Source organism: Curtobacterium sp. NPDC086286, assembly GCF_044746255.1.
In the GTDB taxonomy this organism is placed as follows: Bacteria; Actinomycetota; Actinomycetes; order Actinomycetales; family Microbacteriaceae; genus Curtobacterium.
Genome location: NZ_JBIVBW010000005.1, coordinates 53,246 through 75,108, shown reverse-complemented (window position 1 = coordinate 75,108; position 21,863 = coordinate 53,246). Strand labels below are relative to the sequence as shown.

Here is a 21,863-nt window from a genome sequence, read left to right as displayed (position 1 = left end):
GATCACCGTCGGCGGTCGACCCGCGTCCGTCAGGCGGTCGGGTCCGCGATCGCGCGGATCGCCCGGCGGTCCGGCTTGCCGGACGCGAGCATCGGGAGCCGCTCGACGACGACCACGTCGGCCGGCCGTGCGGCCCGCCCGAGGGCGTCGCCGACCGCGGCGCGGACCACGTCGAGGTCGAGCGGACGGTCGGTCACGACGACGGGGACCTCGCCCCACTCCCCCGACGCCCGGCGCGTGACCACCGCGCCCTCCTGCCCGTCGAGCCCGCGGACGATCCGTTCGACGGCGCCGAGCGGAACCTTCTCGCCGCCCGAGATCACGACGTCGTCGAGCCGGCCGAGCACCCGCACGACACCGTCGACGACCTCGGCGGCGTCGCCCGTGCGGTACCAGCGGTGTCCGTCGCGCTCGGTGAAGGTCGCCGCCGTGCGGTCGGGGTCGTCCAGGTAGCCCTCGGCGAGCATCGGCCCGGACAGGAACAGCTCGCCGTCGACGAGCTCGGTGCGGACGGTGCCGAACGGGACACCGTCGTAGACGCACCCGCCGCTCGTCTCGCTCGCGCCGTAGGTCGTCACGATCCGGACGCCGGCGGCGCGGGCCCGGTCACGGAGCGGCGCCGGGGTCGCCTGCCCGCCGACGAGCACGGCGTCGAACCCGGCGAGGGCACGGGTGGCCCGCTCGTCGTCGAGCACCCGGGCGAGCTGCACCGGGACGAGCGAGGTGTATCGCCGCGGTGCCCCGGGACCGGTGACGAGCCGGTCGGCCGCGTCGGCGAACGCACCCGCGTCGAAGTGCCCGGGAGCGACGACGACGGGCGCCGTCCCCGCGGTGATCGACCGGGTCAGGACGTTGAGCCCCGCGATGTAGTGCGTCGGCAACGCGAGCACCCAGCCGCCGGGGCCCCCGAGTGCCGCGTCCGCCGCAGCGGCACCGGCGAGGAGCGCCTCCGACGAGAGCGCCACGCGCTTGCCGGTGCCGGTGGACCCGCTCGTCTCGACGACCAGGGCGACCCGCTGCGGGACGGTGGCCGGAGCAGGTGTCGGCAGCGCCGGAGCGCCGTCCGCGACCGGGAGCAGGGCGGGGCCGCCGGCGAGTGCCGCCTCCAGGCCCCGCAGCACGACCGACGCGTCCGACGTGCTGGTCGCGACCAGCGGACGGGCCATCAGTAGTGCCAGGGGAAGGACGTCCACTCGGGCGCGCGCTTCTCGAGGAAGGAGTCACGACCCTCGACCGCCTCGTCGGTGCCGTAGGCGAGCCGCGTGGCCTCACCGGCGAACACCTGCTGGCCGACCATGCCGTCGTCGACCGCGTTGAAGGCGTACTTGAGCATCCGGATCGCCGTCGGGGACTTGCCGAGCACGATCTCGCCCCAGCGGACCGCCTCGCGCTCGAGGTCCTCGTGCGGGACGACGGCGTTCACGGCGCCCATCTCGTACGCGCGCTGCGCCGAGTACTCCTGCGCGAGGAAGAAGACCTCACGCGCGAACTTCTGGCCGATCTGCTTGGCGTAGTAGGCGCTGCCGTACCCGCCGTCGAACGAGCCCACGTCGGCGTCGGTCTGCTTGAACCTGCCGTGCTCGGCGCTCGCGATGGTGAGGTCGCAGATCGCGTGCAGCGAGTGGCCCCCACCCGCCGCCCACCCCGGGACGACGGCGATGACGACCTTCGGCATCATCCGGATGAGCCGCTGGACCTCGAGGATGTGCAGCCGCCCCATCGACGCCTGCGCCGCTGCCGGGTCGACACCCTCGGGCGGGGCGCCCTCGTCACCGACGTACTGGTAGCCGCTCCGGCCGCGGATGCGCTGGTCGCCGCCGGAGCAGAACGCCCAACCGCCGTCCTTCGGGCTCGGGCCGTTGCCGGTGAGGAGCACGACGCCGACACGCGGGTCCTGCCGGGCGTCGTCGAGTGCGCGGTACAGCTCGTCGACGGTGCGCGGACGGAAGGCGTTCCGCACCTCGGGCCGGTCGAACGCGACCCGGACGATCCCGTGGGAGACGTGCTTGTGGTACGTGATGTCGGTGAACTGCTCCGCGATCGGAGCCGCGGTCCAGACGTCGGGGTCGAACAGGTCGGAGACGGGAGCAGCCATGCTCCAACGCTACCGCCGCGTGCTACAGCCCCGCGCCGTCCGTCGCGGCCGAACCGCCCATGTCGGTCAGCAGCTCGGGGGCGACGATCACGAGCAGCACGATGAGGATCACCGGGTTCGCGAAGAACGCCACGACGACCCCGACGGCGCCGTACCAGCGGCCGAACGACCCCACCGCGGCGACGAACCCGAGCACCGCGGCGATGAGCGTGAGGAAGACCACCACGAAGCAGATGCCGAACGCGAAGTCGGTGTCGCCGCCCATGAAGACGGCGAAGGCGCTCGCGTCGACCGCGGCGGAGACGACCGCGAGCCCCAGGGCGATCTTGCCGACCACCGGGTTGCGCTTCTTGCGCGCCTTCTGGGCTTCCTGCCGGACGTCGACGGTGTTCCGCTGCATGAGCCGGGCGAACTCGCCCGTGTCGCGACCGGGGGCCTGCGCACGCGCGCCCGGGGCCTGCGCACGCGCCGAGGACGGTGCTGCGGAACGCTGCGACGCGCGCTGCTGCGGTTCCGGCGCCACAGGTCCTCCCTCGTCCTCGGTGCTGGTGCTGGGCTGCCGACCGTGGCCGACCGATGCAGACTAGTGCGCTGCCCTGGCGGTCCGCTCCGAGGAACCGTGGGGTGCCCTGGGTGCTCCTGGGATGATGGCCAGGTGCTCCCCGACCTCGACGACCTCCTCTCCGACGCGCACGTGGTGGCGCTGCCCATGCGGGTGCGGTTCCGCGGCATCACGGTGCGCGAGGCCCTCGTCCTGCGCGGCCCGGCCGGGTGGACCGAGTTCTCCCCGTTCGTCGAGTACGACGACGCCGAGGCCGCCGCGTGGCTCCGGGCCGCGGTCGACTTCGGCTGGACGACGCACGAGCCCGCCGCGGACAGCGTCCCCGTGAACGCCACCGTGCCGGCGATCGCTCCGGACGGCGTCGCGGACCTCCTCTCGCGATACCCGGGCTGCACGACCGCCAAGGTCAAGGTCGCCGAACCCGGCACCACGATCGACGACGACGTGGCCCGCGTCGCCGAGGTCCGACGGGTGATGGGCCCCTCCGCGGCGGTCCGCGTGGACGCGAACGGGCTCTGGGGCGTCGACTCCGCCGCAGAGGCCCTCGAGCGCCTCGCCCCGTTCGACCTGCAGTACGCCGAGCAGCCGTGCAGCACGGTGCCGGAACTCGCCGAGCTCCGGCAGCGGATCGCCGGGCTCGGCGTGCCGATCGCCGCGGACGAGAGCGTCCGCAAGGCCTCGGACCCGCTCGCCGTCGCCCGGGCCGGTGCCGCCGACGTCCTCGTCGTGAAGGCGCAGCCCCTCGGCGGCATCACCGCCGCGCGTGCGGTCGTCGCCGACGCCGGGCTCCCCTGCGTGGTGTCGAGTGCGCTCGACACGTCGGTCGGGCTGGGGATGGGAGCGTTCCTCGCGGCCGAGGCGATGTCGCCCGGGTACGCCGCGGGGCTCGGCACCGCGGCGATGTTCACGTCGGACGTGTCGGCGGCGCCGCTGCTGCCGGTGGACGGGCGGGTGCCGGTGCGGCGGGTCGAGGTCGACCGGGACCTGCTCGAGCGGAACGCGGCGTCGCCGGAGCGTGCCGCGTGGTGGCTCGCGCGGCTCAAGCGGGTGCACGCGCTCCTCGCCGGCTGACCGGCCGCCCGGGCGCACGGTCGGCCCGGTCGCACGACCTGCCGCTCGCGTTCGCCGAGGTCGCACGTTCGGTCGCTCCGACGCGCGCCGGGCGACGGATTGCGCGACCTCGCGCTCGCGCCTGGGATCGCACCGGGGCTCGGGCCTCGGACTCGCGCCGACGACGGACGGGAGGCGCGGTGCCAGCTGGCACCGCGCCTCCCGTCCGGTGGTGGTCGCGACCAGGGCCGCATCAGCGACCCGTCCGGATCAGAGCCCGGAGTAGCTGTGCAGGCCCTTGAAGAACACGTTCACGACCGAGAAGTTGAACATCACCGCGGCGAAGCCGATGAGGGCCAGCCAGGACGACCGCGCGCCACGCCACCCGCGGGTCGCACGCGCGTGGATGTACCCGGCGTAGACCACCCAGATGATGAAGGTCCAGACCTCCTTCGTGTCCCACCCCCAGTAGCGACCCCAGGCGCGCTCGGCCCAGATCGCACCGGCGATGAGCGTGAAGGTCCAGAGGACGAACCCGACGAGCAGGACGCGGTAGGTGAGGACCTCGAGCCGGTCGGCGTCCGGCAGCGTCTCCATGAAGCGGAGCTTGCCCGAGGCGGTCCGACCCTGGCGGTAGGTCTGCACGAGCTGCGCCACGGCGAGTCCGGCACCCAGGGCGAAGAAGCCCGTGCCGGCGATGGCGACGAAGACGTGGATGACGAGCCAGTACGACTGCAGCGCGGGCTGCAGCGGCACGACGGGCACCCAGTAGTTCACGGTCGCGATGCCGAGCAGGATGATCGTGAGGCCGGTGATGAAGACGCCGAGGAACTTCAGGTTCTGCCAGAACTGCACGAGCAGGAAGATCAGGGTGATCAGCGCAGTGCCGGTCAGCGAGAACTCGAACATGTTGCCCCACGGCACGCGGTCGGCCGCGATCCCGCGCAGGACGACGGACGCGACGTGCAGCACGAGCGCGAGGATCGTCATCGCCATGCCGACCCGCTCGAACTTCGTCCCGCGGCGCCCGGCTCGTTCGTCGGTGACGGCGACCTGCTCGAGGACGACGGTGCCGCCCTGGACGGTCGCGACGGTCCGCTCCGCGCCGGCGGCGGGTGCCGCAGCGGCGTCGGACGCAGCCGTCACGTTGCCGGCCCGCTTCGCCATGTCGAGGGCGAACGCGATGAACGCGATGACGTAGACCGCCATGGCGGAGTACGTCAGCACGACCGAGTAGGTCGCGAGGTTCGTGGTCATGTCGTTCACTGGGGCATCCTAACTCCGAGGTCCGACGTGTGGCGCTTGGCGATGTCCGCCACGGCCCGTTCGAGGTTCGGGTCCTCGCCGCGTGCGAGACCCGCGTACTCGAGGTCGTAGCCAGGCTCGGCGTCGGGGCTGCCGTCGCGACGCGGCACGACCTTCACCCACACGCGACGGCGCGGGACGAAGAGCGACGTGAGGAGCCCGAGGACGGACAGCACGGCGAAGCCGCCGACCCACAGCTGCGACGGGTCGTGGTGGACGTCGAGCGAGACGTAGCGCTTCACTCCGTCGAACGTGATCGACCCCGCGCCGTCCGGCAGCGTCTTGGTCTGCCCGGGCTTCAGCTCGACACTGGCGGTCTTGGACTGGCGGCCCGCGATCTGCTGCAGCCCGCTCGTGTCGAGCGTGTAGACGCTCTGCGGGACGCCGTCGTCGAGCCCGAGGTCACCCGTGTAGACCTGCAGGGTCAGCAGCGGGTTCTGGTCGTCCGGGTAGGCGCTGGCGTACGCGCCGGTCGAGAGCTTCGACGCCGTCGGGTAGAAGAACCCGACCATGCCGAGCTGGTCCGGTAGCGCGTCCGGCACCTTGATGACGCCGGTCGACGTGTAGTTCGCGTCCTCGGGGAGGAACGGCACGGTGTCCTTGAACGCCACGTTGCCGTCGCCGTCGCGCACGGTGACGTCCATCGCGTAGCCGTTGCCGAGGAGGTAGACGTTGGTGCCGCCGACGCTCACCGGGTCGTTGACGCCGAGTCGGCTCGTCTGCTCGGAGCCGCCCTTCTCCTGCGTCGTGACCGTCGCCGAGTAGTCGAGCGCCTGGCCGAGGGCGTCGAGGTTCCGCTCCTCGTACTTGGTGACGAACTTGTCGAGCGTGAAGTTGTAGCCCTTGAGGTCTGACTGCTGGAACCAGCGGCCGGGGTTGAACGAGTCGTACGAGCCGAGCACGTTCGAGAACGTCTGACCCTCGACGAGGAGCCGCTGACCGGTGTACCCGAACCCGCCGCCGACACCGACCGCGAGCAGCACACCCACGAGCGCCGCGTGGAACACCAGGTTGCCGGTCTCGCGCAGGTAGCCGCGCTCGGCACTCACCGAGTCGCCGAAGCGTTCGACGCGGTAGCCGGAGCGCTTGAGGATCGCCATCGCGCGGGTGACGGCGTGCTCCGGCGTGACGCCCTCGCCATCGACGGCGACCGAGCGGTAGCCGGCCAGACGGCTCAGGCGGACCGGGGTCTTCGGGGGTCGGGTGCGCAGCGCCTGCCAGTGGTGCTTCGTGCGCGGGACGATGCAGCCGATCAGGGAGACGAAGAGCAGCAGGTAGATCGCCGAGAACCACACCGAGGTGTAGGTGTCGAAGACCTGCAGCTTGTCGAGGACCGGGAAGAGCTGCGGGTGGTCCGCCTTGTACTGGACGACGCCGTTCGGGTCGGCCGTGCGCTGCGGGACCAGGGACCCCGGGATCGCCGCGAGTGCCAGCAGCATGAGGAGGAACAACGCCGTGCGCATGCTCGTGAGCTGCCGCCAGAAGAAGCGGAGGTACCCGACGGCCCCGAGCTTCGGCTGGTTGACGCCGGAGTCGCCCGACCCGCCTGCAGCCGTCTCCGGGCCGGATCCGTCGACGTGGTCCGACGGTCGCTGCGGGTCCGCCGAGGTGTCGGTGGAGTCGATGTCGGGGTCAGACTGCGGGGACAAAGGTCTGGATCACCGCCCCGACGCTCGACATGACGGCCGACCAGATGCCGGTGACCATGAGCAGACCGATGACGATCAGGATCGCTCCTCCGATGATGTTGACGATGCGCATGTGGCGCTTCACGGCGCGGATCGCACCCGTGGCCCAGCCGGCGCCGAGCGCGACGAGGACGAACGGGACGCCGAGGCCGAGGCAGTACGCGACACCGAGCCACATGCCCTGCCAGGCGCTGCCGGACTGGACGCTGAGCAGGTTGATCGCCGCGAGGGTCGGGCCGAGGCAGGGCGTCCAGCCGAGCCCGAACACGATGCCCAGCAGGGGCGCACCGACCAGGCCGGTCGCGGGCGTCCACCCGGGCTTGATCGTGCGCTGCAGGAAGGTGAAGCGGCCGACGAAGACGAGACCCATCGCGATGACGACGACGCCGAGGATCTGCGTGATGAGGTCGCGCCACCGGACGAGCCAGAACCCGAGCGCGCCGAAGACCGTCGTGTACGCCACGAACACCGCGGTGAAGCCGAGGATGAACAGCAGCACCCCGAGCACCACGCGACCGCGGCGCTGTCCGCCCTCGGCGACGCCGCCGACGTAGCCGAGGTAGCCCGGCACGAGGGGCAGCACGCACGGGGACAGGAACGACACGAGCCCGGCGAGTGCCGCGACGGGGAGCGCCACGGCCATCTGCCCGCTGAGGATCGCGTCGGCGAAGGGGTTGCTGGACACGGGTCAGGAAGCCTTGCCCGACAACTCGTCGGAGACGAGCGTGTTCAGGATGCCCGGGCCGTCGACCGCACCGAGGACGCGGGCGGCGACGCGGCCCTGCTTGTCGAGCACGATCGTGGCGGGCACGGCGTTCGGGGCGATCTGTCCGGAGAGCGCGAGCTGCATCGCGCCGGTCTTCTGGTCGAGCACCGTCGGGTAGTCGACCTTGAAGGTGCGCTCGAACGCCTCGGCGGTGGCCTGCTCGTCACGGACGTTGACGCCGATGAACTGGACGTCGTCGTCGGCGAACTGGTCGTGGACCGTGTTGAGGTACTTCGCCTCGGCGCGGCACGGCGGGCAGCCGGCGTACCAGAAGTTGAGGACGACGACCTTGCCCTTGAGCTCCTTCGACGACAGGGTCTCGCCGTCGATGTCCTTCGCCTCGAAGTCGACCGCGTCGGTGCGCTTGTCGGCGGCGACCTCGGTCACGGCGCCGTCACCGGAGATGTAGTTCTGGGTCGTGCCGCTGCCGTACTGCTTCGACAGCGAGTCGTTGTCGGACGAGCACCCCGTCAGGACGAGGGCGGCGGTCACCGCCGTCGCCGCGAGCACCGCGAACCGCTTGCTCCTGCTGGTGATCACACTGCTCCTTCGTCGATGGCGGTCGCGCGCAGGGCCTGCGCCGGGTCCGCGTACCCGACTTCGGTGAACCGACCGGACGAGGTGGCGGGTACACGCTCGACGGTGGTGATGCTGGAGAGGTCGCAGCGTCGCTTGCGCGGGTCGTGCCAGAGCTGCTCGCCGGCGAGACGGCGGTGCACCATCCAGATCGGCAGCTGGTGGCTGACGAGGACGACGTCACCGTCGTCGACGCTCTCCCACGCGGTGGCGATCGCCGCGAGCATCCGGTTCGCGATGGACTCGTACGCCTCGCCCCAGCTCGGCCGGAACGGGTTCGCGATCCAGGGCCACTCGGCCGGGCGTCCGAGCGAACGCTTGGTGAAGCCCGGGGGCTGTCCCTCGTACCGGTTAGTCGGCTCGATGAGCCGCTCGTCGAGGGCGACGTCGAGCCCGAAGGCCTCGGACCAGGGCGCCGCGGACTCCTGCGTGCGCTGCAACGGCGAGGCCACGATCCGCCGGACGTCGACGCCGGCGTCCTTCCACGCGGTCGCGGAGGCGAGGGCCATCTGCTTGCCGAGGTCGCTCAACCCGAAGCCGGGGAGCCGCCCGTAGAGGACACGGTCCGGGTTGTGCACCTCGCCGTGACGGACGAGGTGGATTCGGGACGCGGGCATGGGTTCCAGTGTAGGTCGCTCAGGGGTTCCCACCGCCCGCACAGGGGATTCACCGGATGCGGAACCACTCAGCCCAGTTCGCCGGAGAGCCGCCCGTGGAGCGCCGTGGACCCGGTGTTGAGGTGCACCACCTCGACCGTCGACCCGTGCTTGGCGAAGCGCTGCTCGACCCCGTCGAGGGCCGCGACCGTGCTGGCGTCGAACACGTGCGCGTCGGACATGTCGATGACGACGTGCTCGGGGTCCTCGGCGTAGGAGAAGCGGGTGACGAGGTCGTTCGACGAGGCGAAGAACAGCGCCCCGCGGACCCGGTAGCGGACCGTGTGCTCGTCGACGACCTCACGCGCGACGGTCACCACGTGGGCGGCTCGGCGGGCGAAGACGAGCGCGGCGACGACCACCCCGACGAGCACGCCGGTCGCGAGGTTGTCCGTGGCGACGACGACCACGACCGTGATCACCATCACCGCGGTCTCGCCGAGGGGCATCCGCCGGAGCGTGCGGGGTCGGATGCTGTGCCAGTCGAAGGTGGCGACGCAGACCATGATCATCACGGCGGTGAGCGCGGCCATCGGGATCTCGGCCACGAGGTCGTGCAGGACGATCGTCAGCACGAGCACCGACGCTCCGGCGGCGAACGTGGAGATGCGCGTCCGGGCCCCGGCCGTCTTCACGTTGATGACGGTCTGGCCGATCATCGCGCAGCCGCCGGTACCGCCGAAGAAGGCCGACGCGACGTTCGCGATGCCCTGGCCCCACGACTCACGCCACTTGCTCGAACCGGTCTCGGTGATCGAGTCGACGAGCTGCGCGGTGAGGAGCGTCTCGATGAGCCCGACGATCGCGACCCCGAACGCGTACGGCGCGATGGTCTGCAGCGTGTCCAGCGAGAACGGCGTGGTGATGCCGCTGAACCCGGGCAGCGCGCTCGGCAGCGCACCCTCGTCGCCGACCGTGGGCACGGCGACGCCGAACAGGATCGTGATCGCGGTGATCACGACGACGGCGACGAGCGGTGCCGGGACCGCCTTCGTGACGAACGGGAACCCGATGATGACGGCGACGCCGAGTGCCGTCAGCGCCCAGACCACCGCCGGCACGTCCGGACCGAACAGGTTCGGCAGCTGCGCGGTGAAGATCAGGATGGCGAGGGCGTTCACGAACGCGACGTTCACGCTGCGCGGGATGAACCGCATCAGCCGGGCGACCCCCAGGAAGCCGAGCACGATCTGGATGAGGCCGCCGAGGACGATCGTCGGGACGAGGTACGCGATCCCGTGGTCGCGCACGAGCGGGGCGATCACGAGCGCCACGGACCCGGCGGCGGCGGAGATCATGGCCGGACGGCCGCCCACGATCGAGATCACGACGGCGATGACGACGCTCGAGAAGAGCCCCACAGCCGGGTCCACGCCGGCGACGACCGAGAAGGAGATCGCCTCGGGGATGAGGGCGAGCGCGGTGACGATCCCGGCGAGGACCTCGCGCGTGAGGAGGCGGGGCGAACGCAGGGCGCTGAGGACGCTCGGAGCGGTGGGAGCGTGGGTGGTCACGGACATCGCCCTGAACTCTACCCTCACGTGAGGGTAGAGTCGTCCCCGTGAGCACCACGATGCACATCGGCGAACTGGCCGACCGCGCCGGGATGTCCCTCCGCACGATCCGGCACTACGACGAGGTCGGGCTGCTCGTGCCGAGCGGACGGACGACCGGCGGGTTCCGGGTCTACACGGAACAGGACCTCGAACGGCTGCTCGTGATCCGGCGGATGAAGCCGCTCGGGTTCACGCTGGACGAGATGGCCGAGCTGCTCCGGGTCGTCGACGGTCTGGCCGCGAAGGACCCCGGGGACGCGCCCGCGCTGGCCGCACGGCTCGACGAGTTCCTCGTGGACGCGCGGGCGCGGCACGCGAGGCTCGTCGAGCGAGCGGGCATGGCCGAGGAGTTCATCGGGACGCTCGGCAGCCTGCGCGGGTCACTCCCGTGAGGGCTCCCCCGCCGCAGGCGGCCGGGCCACGAGCCCCTCGACCCCTGCCGTCGTGCGGGGCCTCCCTCCAACTCGCGACCCGGCCACGTCAGGAACGCTACGGAGACATCGGACCCGTCCCGCGCCTCCGGGCCCACCCTGTGGACGACACCGGACGCGAGCCGACCTGTGGAGGGACGAACGCACCCGACGACGGCGCCGGAGGCGCAACCGGTAGACTCGACCACCGTGATCGAACGCACCCGCATCGCCGACCTCGCCGCACGCCCCGACGGCCCCGTCTCCGTCGCCGGATGGGTGGAGACCGTCCGAGACCAGAAGAAGGTGCAGTTCGTCGTCCTCCGTGACGAGTCCGGCGCCGCACAGCTCGTCAACCCCGCCACGCGCGAAGCGGTCGAGGGCGACGACGCCTCCGCTGCCGCACTCGCGACGACCGAGGCGATCTCCGGCCTCGCGCACGGCACCTTCGTGCACGTGCAGGGCACCCTGAAGCACGACGAGCGCGTCAAGCTCGGCGGGCTCGAGGTCAAGGTCGGCGACCTGACCGTCATCAGCGCCGCCGTTCCGGAGACCCCGATCGCGGACGACTCCTCGCTCGACAAGCGCCTCGACTGGCGCTTCCTCGACCTGCGCAACCGCAAGCAGAACCTCATCTTCCGCATCCAGACGACGATGGAGCACGCGTTCCGCACGTACTGGGTCGAGCGTGACTACATCGAGATCCACACCCCGAAGCTGATGGCCTCGGCGTCCGAGTCGCGTGCCGAGCTCTTCCAGCTCGAGTACTTCGAGACGACGGCGTACCTCGCGCAGTCGCCGCAGAACTTCAAGCAGATGGCGCAGCCGGCCGGCTTCGGCGCGGTCTTCGAGATCGCCGACGCCTTCCGTGCGGACCCGTCGTTCACGAGCCGCCACGCGACCGAGTTCACGAGCGTCGACGCCGAGATCTCGTGGGTCGAGTCGCACGAGGACGTCATGGCCATGCACGAGGAGCTCCTCGTCGCCGGCTTCACCGCCGTCAAGGAGAAGTACGGCACCGAGATCGAAGCGGTCTTCGGCTTCGAGTTCGTCGTCCCGACCGCACCCTTCCCGCGCGTGACCCTGGCCGAGGCCCGGAAGATCGTCGCCGACAGCGGCTACGAGGTCGTCCGCGCCGACGGTGACCTCGACCCCGAGGGCGAGCGCCGCGTGAGCGCCTGGGCGAAGGAGACGCACGGTTCGGAGTTCGTCTTCGTCACCGACTACGACGCGTCGATCCGCCCGTACTACCACATGCGTCACGCCGACGACCCGACGCTCACGAACAGCTACGACCTGCTGTTCAACGGTGCCGAGATCTCCACGGGTGCACAGCGTGAGCACCGTGTCGACACCCTGACGGCACAGGCCGTCGAGAAGGGCCTCGACCCCGAGGAGCTCGGCTGGTACCTCGACTTCTTCCGCTACGGCGTGCCGCCGCACGGTGGGTTCGGCATGGGCCTGGCGCGCGTGCTCATGCTCGCGCTGCACGAGCCGTCCATCCGCGAGGTCACGTACCTGTTCCGCGGCCCGACGCGCCTCACCCCGTAGTCCGCGGCACGGCCGCCGGCCTTCGTGTGCAGAAATGGTCGCTTCCCGAGTCGGGAGGCGACCATTTCTGCTCACGAAGCGAGCGAGGCGCGCGGCGCGGCGCGGCGCGGGCCAGGAGGCGCGGCTCAGCTCTCCCAGTCGATGGCCGCCCGCCCCGTGACCAGGCCACGGATCTCGGCTGCCGCGGCCTGGTGCTGCGGGTGCACCTGGTACTCGTCGAGGCCGGCGAGGTCGTCGAAGGTCGCCACGACGGCGACGTCCTGGTTCTTCCCCGGGTAGGCGACGTTCTCGACGACCTGCAGGGAACGGATCGAGTCGACGGTGCCGATCAGCCCGACGAGGAGCTCGCGGATCCGCTCGACGGACTGTGCGCGGTCGAGGTCCTCGCGCAGGGTCCAGGAGACGACGTGGTGGATCATGCGCGGGCCTCGGCCTTCTCGAGGGCACGGTGGAGCCGATCGGCGTCGACGTGCCAGTTGCTGTGGACACGCCCGTCGACCAGGACGACCGGGATGTCCTCCGCGTACTCCAGGCGGAGGGCGTCGTCGTCGAGGATGGACAGCTCCTGCAGGGTCGTCCCCGGGTGTTCGGCAACGACGCGTTCGACGACCGGTCGGGCGTCGTCGCAGAGGTGGCAGCCGGGCTTGGTCAGCAGGGTCACGGCGGGCATGGGACCACCATATCCGCCCCCGGAAACGCGAAAGCCCCGGCGAACCGGGGCATGACGCTGCAGGCTCGGGGCCTACTTCTTGTTGCGACGCTGGTGGCGCGTCTTGCGAAGCAGCTTGCGGTGCTTCTTCTTCGCCATGCGCTTGCGACGCTTCTTGATGACAGAACCCATACGGACCTCACTCGGACTGATGTTGTGTGGACACCGGGCCAACGAGACCGCGGAAAAACAACCCCGCCGAGTCTAGCGGAGGCCTGACGCGATGTCGAACGGGCCGGTTCGGACCCGCCTATCCGACGTCGGCGATGCCACCGCGCAGGACGTCCGCGACGGCGGACTCCGGGACGCGGAAGGACCGGCCGAAGCGGATGGCGGGGAGTTCCCCCGCGTGGACCATGCGGTAGACGGTCATCTTGGAGACGCGCATCATCTCGGCGACCTCAGCGACGGTGAGGAAGCGCACGTCGTCGAAACTGCCGGTCATGGTCCGCCTTCGGGAAATCGGTGTGACCTGTGTGGTCACTGGCAACTGTAGGGGCCGGTGCGACCCGGTGTCCAGGTCCCGTTCAGTCCTCGTCGCCGCGACGCGTGAAGCGCTTCCGGCTGCGGTCGACGACCCGTTCCCAGCCCTGCTGCGCGCCGGACAGCGCCGCGGTCGCGCGGTAGGACGCCTCGGCCATCACGCGGCCGAGCTCGGTGCCGACCTCGACCGTGGCCTTGCCCGCCGTGCCGGAGCGTCGGACCGAGACCGGTTGCCCGTCGAGCGTCCAGGCCGTCGTGGCCGGGGTGCCGTCGGCGTCCACCGCGCCGGTGAACGGGAGGACCCACTCCTCGATGCCGACGAGCGGCTCCGGGTCGAGGCGGTAGTAGCGGTGCTGCCCCTCTTCGCGGCTCGTCACGAGGCCGATGTCGCGGAGCACGCGCAGGTGCTTCGACACGGTCGGCTGGCTGACGCCGAGGCGTTCCACGAGCTGGCCGACGCTGAGCTCGCCGCCGGTGACGTCCGAGCCGTACGCGGACAGGAGCGTCCCGAGCAGCTCACGCCTGGTGGGGTCCGCCACGACGCTGAAGATGTCGGCCATGGGGCAAGGCTAGCCGGGGCGTCACGGATGTACCATGACGAACCGTCCCGCCCATGTCCACGGAGGCATACGATGCTCGACCGACACGAGCCGCCGTCCCGCTCGGCGGGAGCGACCCGTCGACGGCCGTCCCGTCTCGGCACCGCCCTCCGCTCGTCGCCGTCCCGCTTGGCGATCGTCGTCTTCGTGGCCCTGATCTTCGTCTTCACGAGCCTGTTCATGACGCCGTGGGCCGCGGCGGACGGACGCTCGACGCACTTCGCGGACGCCCTCTTCACCGCGGCGTCGGTGGTCTGCGTCACCGGGCTCGCCACCGTGGACATGGCGACGCACTGGTCGGTGTTCGGCAAGACCCTCGTGGTGATCGGCACGCAGATCGGGGCCGTGGGCGTCCTGACGTTCGCCTCGATCCTCGGCCTCTTCGTCACCCGGAAGCTCGGACTCCGCGCGAAGCTCATGGCGGCCGGCGACTCGAACCCCCTGCGGACCCACCACGGCGCCGTGCCCGAGGGCCAGGCCGTCCGTCTCGGTGAGGTCGGCACCCTGCTCGCGACGGTCGCGGTGAGCACCCTGTCGATCGAGATCGTCCTCGGGCTCCTCCTGCTGCCGTCCGTCCTCATCGCCGGGATGCCCTTCTGGACGGCGGTCGGGGACTCCTTCTACTACGCGGCGATGGCGTTCACGAACACCGGCTTCGCGCCGAACGCCAGCGGACTCACCCCGTTCGCGCACGACTACTGGTTCCTCTCGCTGCTCATGGTCGGCGTGGTCGCGGGCTCGATCGGCTTCCCGGTGATCCGTGCCCTGACGAAGCAGCTCCGCACGCCCCGCCGCTGGCCGATCCACGTGAAGCTCACGCTCGCGACGAGCGCGGTCCTGCTCGTCGGCGGCGCCGCCGTGTACATCGCGCTCGAGGCATCGAACCCGACCACCTTCGGTGAGGAGGGCGCTGGTCGCACCGCGTTCCAGGCCCTCTTCCTCTCCACGATGACCCGGTCCGGCGGGTTCTCCCTCGTCGACTTCGACCAGCTGAACGGGTCGAGCCTGCTCGTCACGGACATGCTCATGTTCATCGGCGGCGGCTCGGCCTCGACCGCCGGCGGCATCAAGGTCACGACGCTCGCGGTCCTGTTCCTCGCCGCCGTCGCCGAGGCCCGCGGGCGCCAGAGTATGGAGGCGTTCGGCCGGCGCATCCCGAGCGACGTCCTGCGCGTGGCCGTGGCGGTCGTGCTCTGGGGCGCCACCATCGTGGCCGTCGCGACCGTCGTGCTCCTGCAGATCACCCACGAGTCCCTCGACCGCGTGCTGTTCGAGGTCATCTCGGCGTTCGCGACGTGCGGGCTGTCCTCCGGGGTGTCCGCGAACCTGCCCGAGTCCGGCAAGTACGTGCTCGCGGCGACGATGTTCCTGGGCCGTGTCGGTACAGTGACCATCGCCGCTGCACTGGCCGCCAGCCAGAGCCGGCAACTGTTCCGCCGTCCCGAGGAGAGGCCGATCGTTGGCTGACCGCAACCGTCCGCACCCGCTCGGCGCCGTCAGCCACGATGCTCCGGTGCTCGTCATCGGCCTCGGACGGTTCGGTGCCGCCACCGCCGGGCAGCTCGAGCGGCAGGACCGCGAGGTCCTCGTCGTCGACACCGACGCCGGCCTCGTGCAGAAGTGGTCGGACCGCGTCACGCACGCGGTGCAGGCGGACGCGACCGACATCGACGCCCTGCGGCAGATCGGTGCGCAGGACTTCCCGATCGCCGTCGTCGGGACCGGCAGCGACCTCGAGTCGAGCGTGCTCATCACCGCGAACCTCGTCGACCTCGGCATCCCGCAGATCTGGGCGAAGGCGATCAGCAGGTCGCACGGCACGATCCTGTCCCGGATCGGCGCGAACCACGTCGTCTACCCCGAGCGCGAGGCCGGCGAGCGCACCGCACACCTGGTGTCCGGCCGGATGCTCGACTTCATCGAGTTCGACGACGACTTCGCCGTGGTCAAGATGTTCCCGCCGGCGTCGGTCCGTGGCAAGGACCTGGCGACCACGGTGATCCGCACCCGCTTCGGCCTGACCGTGCTCGGCATCAAGACCCCCGGCGAGGCCTTCGTCCCGGCGACGCCGGAGAGCGTGATCGGCCAGAACGATGTCATCATCGTCTCGGGGACCGAGAGCGCGTTGGAACGGTTCGCCGCCCTGGAGTGAGGACGGGACGGACAGGAGGCGCGGGGCGGGCCCGCACCGTCCCTCCAGTCCGTCAGCCGGTCACGTCGCGGACGCGACGCCGTCCCGGAGTGCGCGGAAGAGCCGTTCCAGCCCGGCGCGGTGCGCCGTGACGACGGTGTCCTCGTCCTCCCCCGCGAGGACGGCACGTGCCGTCCCGACGAAGACCGTGGCGTAGCCGGCGACGAAGAGCGCCGCCAGGAGTCGGTCGCCGACGGCGTCTCCGAGCGCGCGCTGCGCCCCCGCCACGAGCTCGAGCGCGCGCGACTGCAGGGCGGACGAGTCGGCGATCGTCCGGAAGAACGCGTGCGCGCCGGGCGCCAGCCCGGAGACCGGCGCGCGCTCGTCGACCAGGCGCAGTGCGAGCGCCTCGAGCGCGTCGAGCGCCTCGTCACGCGGCACGTCCTCGACGGCTGCGACGAACAGCGCGACCGTCTCGGCGGAGCGGTCGAGGAACAGGTCCTCCTTGCGCGGGAAGTGCTTGAAGACCGTGACGCTCGAGACCCCGGCGGCCTTCGCGACCTGCGCGACGGTGACGCCGTCGAAGCCGTGCTCGGCGAACATCCCGGACGCGGTCTCGGCGATCCGCGCACGGGTCTCCGGCCCGCCGCGGGGCGCACTCCTGGGCATACGGACTCCTTGTTGGTTGACTCACTCAGTTTACTTGCTTAACATAGACGCATGAACGCCGTCCGGTCCCCCCACTCTCCCCGATCCCTGCGCGGATCGCGTGTCGCCCTCGCCGGGCTCGCCGCGGTCTTCCTGTTCGAGATGCTCGACAACTCCGTCCTGAACGTCGCGCTCCCCACGATCGGTCGTGAGCTGCAGGTCGGCGCGACCGGGCTGCAGTGGGTCACGACGGCGTACTCGGTGGTGTTCGGCGGGCTCATGCTCGCCGCGGGTGCCGTCGCGGACCGGTACGGTCGACGCCGGGTGATGCTCGTGGGGCTCGTGCTCCTCGGGCTGGCGAGCCTCGCGACCGCGTTCGTCACCACCGCCGACCAGCTGATCGCCGTCCGGGTCGCCACCGGGATCGCGGCGGCGATGACCACCCCCGGGTCGATGGCCCTCGCGTTCCGGCTCTTCGACGACGACGAGCGGCGGGTCCGGGCGATCACGGTGATCTCCACCGTCGGGCTCGTCGGGCTCGCGGTGGGACCGACGGTGGGGGGACTCGTCCTCGCCGTCGCGCCCTGGCAGGTGCTCCTGCTCGTCAACGTCCCGATCGCCGCACTCGCGTTCGTGGGGATCCGCGTCGGCGTCGCCGCGGACGACCCGGCGGGGCTGCACCGGGCTCCCGTGGACTGGACCGGAGCGGGACTGGGGACCGTGACGATCGTCCTCGCCCTCGTCGCGCCGACTCGGTTCGCCGACGGTGGGCTCGACGACTGGACGGCCTGGGCGGCCACGGCCGGCGCGATCGGCGGCGGCGTCTGGTTCGCCGTGCGACAGCGCCGCGTCGAGCACCCGCTGCTCGACCTCGCGCTCGTCGCCCGGCCGCTGGTCTCGAGCGGCCTCGCGTACAAGGCGGCCACGGGCCTCGCGGTCGCGGGCCTCGGCTACCTGGTGACGCTGCACCTGCAGCTCGCCTGGGGGTGGCCGCCCGCCCTCGCCGCAATCGGCATGCTCCCGCAGGTCGCCGTGCTCGTGGCCGGGAGCGCGTTCGTCGGACCCTTCGTCCGGCGCGTCGGACTCGGGCACGCCGCCTGGTCGAGCGCGGCCGCCGTGGTCGTCGGGCTCGCGGTGTACACGGTGCTCGGGCCGCTCGGCTACGGGTGGATCGCCCTGGCGCTCGTGCTCGTCGCCGCCGGCATGCGGGTCGTGGGGGTGGTCGCCGGCACGAACGTCCTGCGCGGGCTGCCGGAGGACCGCACGACGATCGGCGCCGCCCTCGTCGACACCTCCTCCGAGGTGGCCTCGGCCGTCGGGGTGGCGATCGCCGGCACGGTGCTCGGTGCCGTGTTCACCGGGTCGCTCACCGCGACGCCGTGGACCCACGCCCAGGGTGTGGCGTTCGACCACGCGGTGACGATCGGCGGGTCGGTGCTCACCGTGCTCGCCGGGGTGCTCGTCGTCTGGGCGATGGTCCGGGCCGGACGTGCCGGGACGACCGCTAGCCCTTCGCCAGTTCCTCGGCGCGGGCGATCGCCGCGCGGGACGCCCGCTCGAACGTCCCCGCGAGATCGGCGTCCTGCAGCACCGCGACGGCACGCTCGGTGGTCCCCTTCGGACTCGTGACGGCCCTCCGCAGGTCGGCGGGCTCCTTGCCGGAGGCGGCGAGCAGTTCGACGGCACCGCGGAGCGTCCCCTGCACCATCGCCTCGGCCTGGTCGTGGGAGAACCCGAGCGACTCGGCGGCCTGCTGCCACTGCTCCACGAGGAGGAAGACGTAGGCGGGCCCGGAGCCCGAGACTGCGGAGAGCGCGTCGAGCTGGGACTCCGGCACCTCGATCACGACACCGGACGCGTCGAACACGGAGGACGCGAGCGCGACGGCGTCGGCGTCCGCGGAGGCTCCGGCGCTGATCCCGGTCACCCCGTGCCCGACGCCGATCGGCGTGTTCGGGAGCGCTCGGACGACCCGGACACCGGCCGGCACCTTCGCCTCCATGCTCGCGGTCGTCGTCCCCACGGCGACGCTCACGACGACGGTCCCCGGCTCGAGGTCCGCCGAGACCTCGTCGAGCAGGTCACCGATCGCGTAGGGCTTCACCCCGAGCACGACGAGCGACGCGCCGCGCACCGCTGCCCGGTTCGCGTCGGGGTCGGTGTCGCTGGCGGTGGCGTCCAGGCCGCGCTCCCGGTGTGCCGCGGCGGACTGCTCCGACTTCGTCGTCAGGGTCACGGTGGCCCGGTCGAGACCGGCGGCGAGCAGGCCGTCGAGGACCGCGCCGGACATGGAGCCGACGCCGAGCAGGGCGGTGCGGGGCAGTTCGATCGTCATGCCCCAGACCCTACCGAGCGCCCTCGCCTAGGATCGTCCAACAGATCGGGAGAAGGGGACAGCTGTGAGCGCTTCTGGAGGCACGAGGGCGATCCTCGCCGCACTCGGTGCGAACGTCGGGATCGCGATCGTGAAGTTCATCGCCGCGGCGATCAGCGGTTCCGCGTCGATGCTGGCCGAGGGCGTCCACTCGCTCGCCGACTCCGCCAACCAGCTCCTCCTGCTCCTCGGCGGCCGTCGGGCCCGGCGTGCCGCCGACGAGGAGCACCCGTTCGGCTACGGGCGTGAGCGCTACGTGTACGCGTTCGTCGTGTCGATCATCCTGTTCTCGGTCGGCGGGGTGTTCTCCCTCTACGAGGGCATCGAGAAGCTCACCCACCCGCACCCGCTCGAGAACTGGTGGCTGCCGCTCGTGGTGCTCGTCATCGCGATCGGGCTCGAGGGCTTCTCTCTCCGCACCGCACTGAAGGAAGCACGTCCGCAGAAGGGCCGGCAGAGCTGGGTGCAGTTCGTCCGCCGCGCCAAGGCCCCGGAGCTCCCCGTCGTGATGCTCGAGGACACCGCGGCGCTGCTCGGCCTCGTCTTCGCCCTGTTCGGCGTCGGCCTCACCGCGATCACGGGCAACGGCGTGTTCGACGCGATCGGCACGATCTTCATCGCCGCGCTGCTCATCGCCGTGGCGGTCGTGCTCGGCATCGAGACGAAGAGCCTCCTCGTCGGCGAGGGTGCCACCGCGGCCGACGTCGAGCGCATCAAGCAGGCGGTGCTCGACGGTCCCGAGGTCGACTCGATCATCCACATCAAGACCCTGTACCTCGGCCCCGACGAGCTCATGGTCGGCGTGAAGGTCGCGGTGGACGGCGACCGACGGCTCGGCGACGTCGCCGCGGGCATCGACACGGTCGAGCACCGGGTGCGCCAGGCGGTGCCGATCGCACGCGTGATCTACGTCGAACCCGACGTGCTCCGGACGGGCCCCCGCCCGCCGACCGAGGCGATCGTGATCCGCGCCGCAGACTAAGGGGAACCTTGCTGGCGAGCGCCGTGGCCGGTCATCCACGATGGTCACATGTCGGCGCTCTTCAGCATCCTGCTCGTCCTCCACTTCCTCGGTCTCGCTGCCGTCATCGGTGCCTTCCTGGTGCAGGTCCGCCGCAAGGGCGGCTTCCAGACCTCCTGGCCGATCACCGGTCTCGTCGTGCAGCTCGTCACGGGCCTCGGGATGATGGGGATCATCGACGCGACGCAGGACGGCGGCGCGAACCACGTCAAGCTCGGCGTGAAGCTCGTCATCGCGGCGGTCGCGCTCGTGCTGGCGCTCGTCGCGCGGGCGCGTCAGAAGCGGGCGGACGCCGGCACCGCGACGGCGAAGGCCGCCCTGCCGTTCTTCCACTCGGCCGGGGCGCTCGCGATCGTCAACGTGTTCGTCGCGGTCCTCTGGAAGTGACGCCCACAGGTCAGCGACGCTCGGCGAAGAACGCGTCGAGCAGCGCGGCGCACTCCCCCTCGAGCACCCCGCCGATCACCTCGGACCGGTGCGGCAGCCGGCGGTCCCGCGCGACGTCGTAGACGCTCCCGCTCGCGCCGGCCTTCGGGTCCCACGCGCCGAACACGATCCGCGGCACCCGGGCCGCCATGACCGCACCGGCGCACATCGGGCACGGCTCGAGCGTCACCACCAGGGTGTGCTCCTCGAGGTGCCAGTCGCCGATCGCCGCCGCGGCCGCCCGGAGCGCGAGGACCTCGGCGTGCGCCGTGGGGTCCTGTCGCACCTCGCGCTCGTTCCGGCCCACGGCGATGACCGCGCCGTCCCGGTCGAGGACGACCGCCCCCACCGGGACGTCCCCGGTCGCGAGGCACGCGCGGGCCTCGTCGAGCGCGCGTTCCATCGCGGGGACGAACGGGCGGGCGGCGGGTGCTTCCACGGAACCTCCTGGCGGTCGGCAGCACGGTAGGCTCGACCCTATGCGAGTCCACGTCGCCGACCACCCGCTCATCACTCACAAGCTCTCGGTGCTCCGCGACCGTACGACGCCGTCCCCCACGTTCCGCGCCCTCACCGAGGAGCTCGTCACGCTCCTCGCGTACGAGGCGACGCGCAACGTCCGGGTCACCGCGACGCCGATCGACACCCCGGTGGCACACACCATGGGCGTCTCGATCGCGAAGCCGCGCCCGCTCGTCGTGCCGATCCTGCGTGCCGGGCTCGGCATGCTCGAGGGCATGGTCAAGCTCGTCCCGACGGCCGAGGTCGGCTTCCTCGGCATGGCGCGCAACGAGGAGACCCTCGAGCCGCAGACCTACGCCGAGCGCCTGCCCGACGACCTCTCCGGCCGGCAGTGCTTCGTCCTCGACCCGATGCTCGCGACGGGCGGCACCCTCGCGGCCGCGATCGACTTCCTGTTCGACCGCGGTGCGGAAGAGGTCACCTGCGTCTGCATCCTCGGCGCGCCCGAGGGGCTCGCCGCGGTCGAGGCCGCCGTGGGCGACCGCAACGTCTCGATCGTGCTCGGCGCGCTCGACGAGAAGCTCGACGAGAACGGCTACATCGTTCCAGGCCTCGGCGACGCGGGCGACCGTCTCTACGGTCTCGCCGAGTAGACGCGACCACCATCGGACAGGAGGCGGGGGGGCCCCGGGGCCCCCGCCCCCCCGCCCGGGGGGGGGGGGGGGGGGCCCCCCCGCCCGGGGGGGGGGGGCCCCGCCCGGGGGGGGTGGGCGAGCCCCCCCCGGGGGGCCCCCC

At 71.6% G+C, this 21,863-nt stretch carries 25 protein-coding genes and 1 pseudogene; 9 read left to right on the top strand and 17 right to left on the bottom strand.

Annotated elements, in window-relative coordinates; all coding sequences use genetic code 11:
- Positions 1-29: 29 nt before the first annotated feature.
- From ACIPKM_RS10540 to ACIPKM_RS10530, 3 genes are read right to left on the bottom strand one after another with little or no spacing between them, the layout of a single operon-like run.
- Positions 30-1,166 (bottom strand): AMP-binding protein, encoded by a 1,137-nt coding sequence (locus ACIPKM_RS10540; protein WP_071296705.1) that lies wholly within the window; start codon positions 1,164-1,166, stop codon positions 30-32.
- Entirely contained in the window at positions 1,166-2,095 is a 930-nt protein-coding gene (locus tag ACIPKM_RS10535; RefSeq protein WP_071296704.1) for a 1,4-dihydroxy-2-naphthoyl-CoA synthase, read from the bottom strand. The genes ACIPKM_RS10540 and ACIPKM_RS10535 overlap by 1 nt, the downstream gene beginning before the upstream one ends.
- Before the next feature lie 22 nt (positions 2,096-2,117).
- Positions 2,118-2,618: a hypothetical protein gene (locus tag ACIPKM_RS10530; RefSeq protein ID WP_071296703.1), complete on the bottom strand. Its 501-nt coding sequence runs from the start codon at positions 2,616-2,618 to the stop codon at positions 2,118-2,120.
- A 132-nt stretch (positions 2,619-2,750) separates the two neighbouring features.
- Between ACIPKM_RS10530 and ACIPKM_RS10525 the strand changes: the two genes are divergently transcribed.
- Complete coding sequence (locus tag ACIPKM_RS10525) at positions 2,751-3,728, top strand: o-succinylbenzoate synthase (RefSeq protein ID WP_402736711.1); 978 nt, start codon at positions 2,751-2,753, stop codon at positions 3,726-3,728.
- A 249-nt stretch (positions 3,729-3,977) separates the two neighbouring features.
- On the opposite strand, the gene ccsB is transcribed toward ACIPKM_RS10525, so the two are convergent.
- The 6 genes from ccsB to ACIPKM_RS10495 form a co-directional block, all read right to left on the bottom strand.
- Complete coding sequence (gene ccsB, locus ACIPKM_RS10520) at positions 3,978-4,964, bottom strand: c-type cytochrome biogenesis protein CcsB (RefSeq protein ID WP_071296730.1); 987 nt, start codon at positions 4,962-4,964, stop codon at positions 3,978-3,980.
- 5 nt (positions 4,965-4,969) lie between these two features.
- Positions 4,970-6,661, bottom strand: coding sequence for a cytochrome c biogenesis protein ResB (locus ACIPKM_RS10515; RefSeq protein ID WP_083403532.1), 1,692 nt, complete (start codon positions 6,659-6,661; stop codon positions 4,970-4,972).
- Positions 6,645-7,343 carry a cytochrome c biogenesis CcdA family protein gene (locus ACIPKM_RS10510; protein WP_071296728.1) on the bottom strand — a complete coding sequence of 233 codons (699 nt, stop codon included), beginning with the start codon at positions 7,341-7,343 and terminating at the stop codon, positions 6,645-6,647. Before ACIPKM_RS10510 ends, ACIPKM_RS10515 begins: the two co-directional genes overlap by 17 nt.
- A gap of 45 nt (positions 7,344-7,388) precedes the next feature.
- A complete protein-coding gene (locus ACIPKM_RS10505; protein WP_083403531.1) occupies positions 7,389-8,006 on the bottom strand; it encodes a TlpA disulfide reductase family protein in 618 nt (205 codons plus the stop codon).
- Entirely contained in the window at positions 8,003-8,659 is a 657-nt protein-coding gene (locus ACIPKM_RS10500; protein WP_071296702.1) for a histidine phosphatase family protein, read from the bottom strand. The genes ACIPKM_RS10505 and ACIPKM_RS10500 overlap by 4 nt, the downstream gene beginning before the upstream one ends.
- A gap of 68 nt (positions 8,660-8,727) precedes the next feature.
- The gene (locus ACIPKM_RS10495) at positions 8,728-10,218 is read right to left on the bottom strand and encodes a SulP family inorganic anion transporter (RefSeq protein ID WP_071296701.1); all 1,491 of its coding nucleotides are present in this window, start codon (positions 10,216-10,218) and stop codon (positions 8,728-8,730) included.
- A gap of 53 nt (positions 10,219-10,271) precedes the next feature.
- Here ACIPKM_RS10495 and ACIPKM_RS10490 point away from each other — a divergent pair, with 53 nt between their 5' ends.
- Both ACIPKM_RS10490 and aspS read left to right on the top strand, forming a co-directional pair.
- Positions 10,272-10,646, top strand: coding sequence for a MerR family transcriptional regulator (locus tag ACIPKM_RS10490; RefSeq protein ID WP_071296726.1), 375 nt, complete (start codon positions 10,272-10,274; stop codon positions 10,644-10,646).
- Between the two features lie 228 nt (positions 10,647-10,874).
- Entirely contained in the window at positions 10,875-12,215 is a 1,341-nt protein-coding gene (aspS, locus tag ACIPKM_RS10485) for an aspartate--tRNA(Asn) ligase (protein WP_071296700.1), read from the top strand.
- Between the two features lie 125 nt (positions 12,216-12,340).
- Here aspS and ACIPKM_RS10480 read toward each other — a convergent pair whose 3' ends face one another.
- The 5 genes from ACIPKM_RS10480 to ACIPKM_RS10460 form a co-directional block, all read right to left on the bottom strand.
- Positions 12,341-12,634: a Dabb family protein gene (locus ACIPKM_RS10480; RefSeq protein ID WP_071296699.1), complete on the bottom strand. Its 294-nt coding sequence runs from the start codon at positions 12,632-12,634 to the stop codon at positions 12,341-12,343.
- Entirely contained in the window at positions 12,631-12,885 is a 255-nt protein-coding gene (locus ACIPKM_RS10475) for a glutaredoxin family protein (RefSeq protein WP_071296698.1), read from the bottom strand. Before ACIPKM_RS10475 ends, ACIPKM_RS10480 begins: the two co-directional genes overlap by 4 nt.
- A gap of 72 nt (positions 12,886-12,957) precedes the next feature.
- Complete coding sequence (locus tag ACIPKM_RS10470; protein ID WP_003792170.1) at positions 12,958-13,056, bottom strand: 30S ribosomal protein bS22; 99 nt, start codon at positions 13,054-13,056, stop codon at positions 12,958-12,960.
- 118 nt (positions 13,057-13,174) lie between these two features.
- Complete coding sequence (locus tag ACIPKM_RS10465) at positions 13,175-13,369, bottom strand: helix-turn-helix domain-containing protein (RefSeq protein ID WP_022902482.1); 195 nt, start codon at positions 13,367-13,369, stop codon at positions 13,175-13,177.
- An 82-nt stretch (positions 13,370-13,451) separates the two neighbouring features.
- On the bottom strand, positions 13,452-13,967 hold the full coding sequence (locus ACIPKM_RS10460; protein WP_070418353.1) for a helix-turn-helix transcriptional regulator: 516 nt from the start codon (positions 13,965-13,967) through the stop codon (positions 13,452-13,454).
- Between the two features lie 72 nt (positions 13,968-14,039).
- Between ACIPKM_RS10460 and ACIPKM_RS10455 the strand changes: the two genes are divergently transcribed.
- Together ACIPKM_RS10455 and ACIPKM_RS10450 are read left to right on the top strand one after the other, a co-directional pair.
- On the top strand, positions 14,040-15,473 hold the full coding sequence (locus tag ACIPKM_RS10455; RefSeq protein WP_071302595.1) for a TrkH family potassium uptake protein: 1,434 nt from the start codon (positions 14,040-14,042) through the stop codon (positions 15,471-15,473).
- Entirely contained in the window at positions 15,466-16,158 is a 693-nt protein-coding gene (locus tag ACIPKM_RS10450) for a TrkA family potassium uptake protein (RefSeq protein ID WP_175473676.1), read from the top strand. The genes ACIPKM_RS10455 and ACIPKM_RS10450 overlap by 8 nt, the downstream gene beginning before the upstream one ends.
- Positions 16,159-16,218: 60 nt before the next feature.
- Here ACIPKM_RS10450 and ACIPKM_RS10445 read toward each other — a convergent pair whose 3' ends face one another.
- Positions 16,219-16,806, bottom strand: a complete 588-nt coding sequence (locus tag ACIPKM_RS10445) for a TetR/AcrR family transcriptional regulator (RefSeq protein WP_261647090.1) — start codon at positions 16,804-16,806, stop codon at positions 16,219-16,221.
- A gap of 51 nt (positions 16,807-16,857) precedes the next feature.
- On the opposite strand from ACIPKM_RS10445, the pseudogene ACIPKM_RS10440 reads away from it, so the two are divergent.
- Positions 16,858-18,093 (top strand): annotated as a pseudogene (locus ACIPKM_RS10440) (MFS transporter); the annotation flags it as partial.
- A 196-nt stretch (positions 18,094-18,289) separates the two neighbouring features.
- On the opposite strand, the gene proC reads toward ACIPKM_RS10440, so the two are convergent.
- On the bottom strand, positions 18,290-19,120 hold the full coding sequence (gene proC, locus ACIPKM_RS10435) for a pyrroline-5-carboxylate reductase (protein WP_261647089.1): 831 nt from the start codon (positions 19,118-19,120) through the stop codon (positions 18,290-18,292).
- A 64-nt stretch (positions 19,121-19,184) separates the two neighbouring features.
- Between proC and ACIPKM_RS10430 the strand changes: the two genes are divergently transcribed.
- The gene (locus ACIPKM_RS10430) at positions 19,185-20,141 is read left to right on the top strand and encodes a cation diffusion facilitator family transporter (protein WP_261647088.1); all 957 of its coding nucleotides are present in this window, start codon (positions 19,185-19,187) and stop codon (positions 20,139-20,141) included.
- A gap of 48 nt (positions 20,142-20,189) precedes the next feature.
- Complete coding sequence (locus ACIPKM_RS10425) at positions 20,190-20,567, top strand: hypothetical protein (protein ID WP_071296693.1); 378 nt, start codon at positions 20,190-20,192, stop codon at positions 20,565-20,567.
- Positions 20,568-20,577: 10 nt separating this feature from the next.
- Here the strand turns inward: ACIPKM_RS10425 and ACIPKM_RS10420 are convergent, their stop codons facing one another.
- Positions 20,578-21,009 carry a nucleoside deaminase gene (locus ACIPKM_RS10420; protein WP_261647098.1) on the bottom strand — a complete coding sequence of 144 codons (432 nt, stop codon included), beginning with the start codon at positions 21,007-21,009 and terminating at the stop codon, positions 20,578-20,580.
- Positions 21,010-21,085: 76 nt separating this feature from the next.
- Between ACIPKM_RS10420 and upp the strand changes: the two genes are divergently transcribed.
- Complete coding sequence (upp, locus tag ACIPKM_RS10415; RefSeq protein WP_070418346.1) at positions 21,086-21,721, top strand: uracil phosphoribosyltransferase; 636 nt, start codon at positions 21,086-21,088, stop codon at positions 21,719-21,721.
- The last annotated feature ends 142 nt before the right edge of the window (positions 21,722-21,863 follow it).

Bases quoted from the DNA above. Each gene is read 5' to 3' on its own strand.
- ACIPKM_RS10455 (WP_071302595.1), top strand. From the start codon at position 14,040: ATGCTCGACCGACACGAGCCGCCGTCCCGCTCGGCGGGAGCGACCCGT.
- ACIPKM_RS10495 (WP_071296701.1), bottom strand. From the start codon at position 10,218: ATGTCCGTGACCACCCACGCTCCCACCGCTCCGAGCGTCCTCAGCGCC.
- ccsB (WP_071296730.1), bottom strand. From the start codon at position 4,964: ATGACCACGAACCTCGCGACCTACTCGGTCGTGCTGACGTACTCCGCC.
- ACIPKM_RS10510 (WP_071296728.1), bottom strand. From the start codon at position 7,343: ATGGCCGTGGCGCTCCCCGTCGCGGCACTCGCCGGGCTCGTGTCGTTC.
- ACIPKM_RS10535 (WP_071296704.1), bottom strand. From the start codon at position 2,095: ATGGCTGCTCCCGTCTCCGACCTGTTCGACCCCGACGTCTGGACCGCG.
- ACIPKM_RS10465 (WP_022902482.1), bottom strand. From the start codon at position 13,369: ATGACCGGCAGTTTCGACGACGTGCGCTTCCTCACCGTCGCTGAGGTC.
- proC (WP_261647089.1), bottom strand. From the start codon at position 19,120: ATGACGATCGAACTGCCCCGCACCGCCCTGCTCGGCGTCGGCTCCATG.
- ACIPKM_RS10425 (WP_071296693.1), top strand. From the start codon at position 20,190: ATGTCGGCGCTCTTCAGCATCCTGCTCGTCCTCCACTTCCTCGGTCTC.
- ACIPKM_RS10480 (WP_071296699.1), bottom strand. From the start codon at position 12,634: ATGATCCACCACGTCGTCTCCTGGACCCTGCGCGAGGACCTCGACCGC.
- ACIPKM_RS10540 (WP_071296705.1), bottom strand. From the start codon at position 1,166: ATGGCCCGTCCGCTGGTCGCGACCAGCACGTCGGACGCGTCGGTCGTG.
- ACIPKM_RS10500 (WP_071296702.1), bottom strand. From the start codon at position 8,659: ATGCCCGCGTCCCGAATCCACCTCGTCCGTCACGGCGAGGTGCACAAC.
- ACIPKM_RS10460 (WP_070418353.1), bottom strand. From the start codon at position 13,967: ATGGCCGACATCTTCAGCGTCGTGGCGGACCCCACCAGGCGTGAGCTG.
- upp (WP_070418346.1), top strand. From the start codon at position 21,086: ATGCGAGTCCACGTCGCCGACCACCCGCTCATCACTCACAAGCTCTCG.
- ACIPKM_RS10490 (WP_071296726.1), top strand. From the start codon at position 10,272: ATGCACATCGGCGAACTGGCCGACCGCGCCGGGATGTCCCTCCGCACG.
- ACIPKM_RS10420 (WP_261647098.1), bottom strand. From the start codon at position 21,009: ATGGAACGCGCGCTCGACGAGGCCCGCGCGTGCCTCGCGACCGGGGAC.
- ACIPKM_RS10475 (WP_071296698.1), bottom strand. From the start codon at position 12,885: ATGCCCGCCGTGACCCTGCTGACCAAGCCCGGCTGCCACCTCTGCGAC.
- ACIPKM_RS10470 (WP_003792170.1), bottom strand. From the start codon at position 13,056: ATGGGTTCTGTCATCAAGAAGCGTCGCAAGCGCATGGCGAAGAAGAAG.
- ACIPKM_RS10445 (WP_261647090.1), bottom strand. From the start codon at position 16,806: ATGCCCAGGAGTGCGCCCCGCGGCGGGCCGGAGACCCGTGCGCGGATC.